The organism is Kitasatospora sp. NPDC001159, assembly GCF_053598235.1.
On record NZ_JBSFJV010000309.1, the window covers coordinates 1 to 1,008 of the forward strand.

General features: G+C 70.8%; 1 protein-coding gene. It reads right to left on the minus strand.

What is annotated here, in order from left to right; all coding sequences use genetic code 11:
• Positions 1–988 (minus strand): aconitase family protein (locus ACWC9T_RS42090; RefSeq protein WP_449826286.1); only part of this gene is annotated, 988 nt, incomplete at its 3' end.
• Positions 989–1,008 lie beyond the last annotated feature (20 nt).

Here is a 1,008-nt window from a genome sequence, read left to right on the forward strand (position 1 = left end):
GCGCGATCCGCTCGGCGCTGCGGCCGGTGAGCCGCAGGTAGGACAACGTCTCGGCGTCGATCGGGAAGATCGCGCAGGTGGCGCCGTACTCCGGGCTCATGTTGCCGATGGTGGCCCGGTTGGCCAGCGGCACGCTCGCCACGCCGGGCCCGTAGAACTCGACGAAGCTGCCCACCACGCCGTGCTCACGCAGCCGTTCGGCGATGGTGAGCACCAGGTCGGTGGCCGTGCTGCCGTCCGGGAGTCCACCGGTGAGCTTCACGCCGATCACCCGGGGGATCAGCATGCTGACGGGTCGGCCCAGCATGGCCGCCTCGGCCTCGATGCCGCCCACGCCCCAGCCGAGCACGCCCAGGCCGTTGACCATAGGGGTGTGCGAGTCGGTGCCGACCAGGGTGTCCGGGAACGCCGTGCCGTCCTCGTCGAACACCACCCGGGACAGGTACTCGAGGTTGACCTGGTGGCAGATGCCCGTGCCGGGCGGCACCACCCGCAGGTTGCGGAAGGCGTGCTGTCCCCAGCGCAGGAACTGGTACCGCTCCCGGTTGCGACGGAACTCCAGCTCCACGTTGCGGTCGAAGGCGCGCGGGGTGCCGAAGTGGTCGGCGATGACGGAATGGTCGATCACCAGCTCCACCGGGCGCAGCGGATCGATCAGCGCCGCATCGCCGCCGAGGACCGCCATCGCCTCGCGCATCGCCACCAGGTCGACGATGCACGGCACGCCGGTGAAGTCCTGCATCAGCACTCGGGCCGGGGTGAACTGGATCTCCGCACTGGGCTCGGCCACCGGGTCCCACCCGGCCAGCGCCGTGATCTGCTCGGCGGTGACGGTGCGGCCGTCCTCGTTGCGCAGCAGGTTCTCCAGCAGCACCTTCAGGCTGTACGGAAGCCGGGCGGCGCCGTCCAGCGCGTCGAGGCGGAAAGCCGACCAGGAGGAGCCAGCGGCCGAGACCGTGCCGCGGGAGGCGAAGCTGTCCAGTGACACCGCATGGTCTCCTCTCGCCC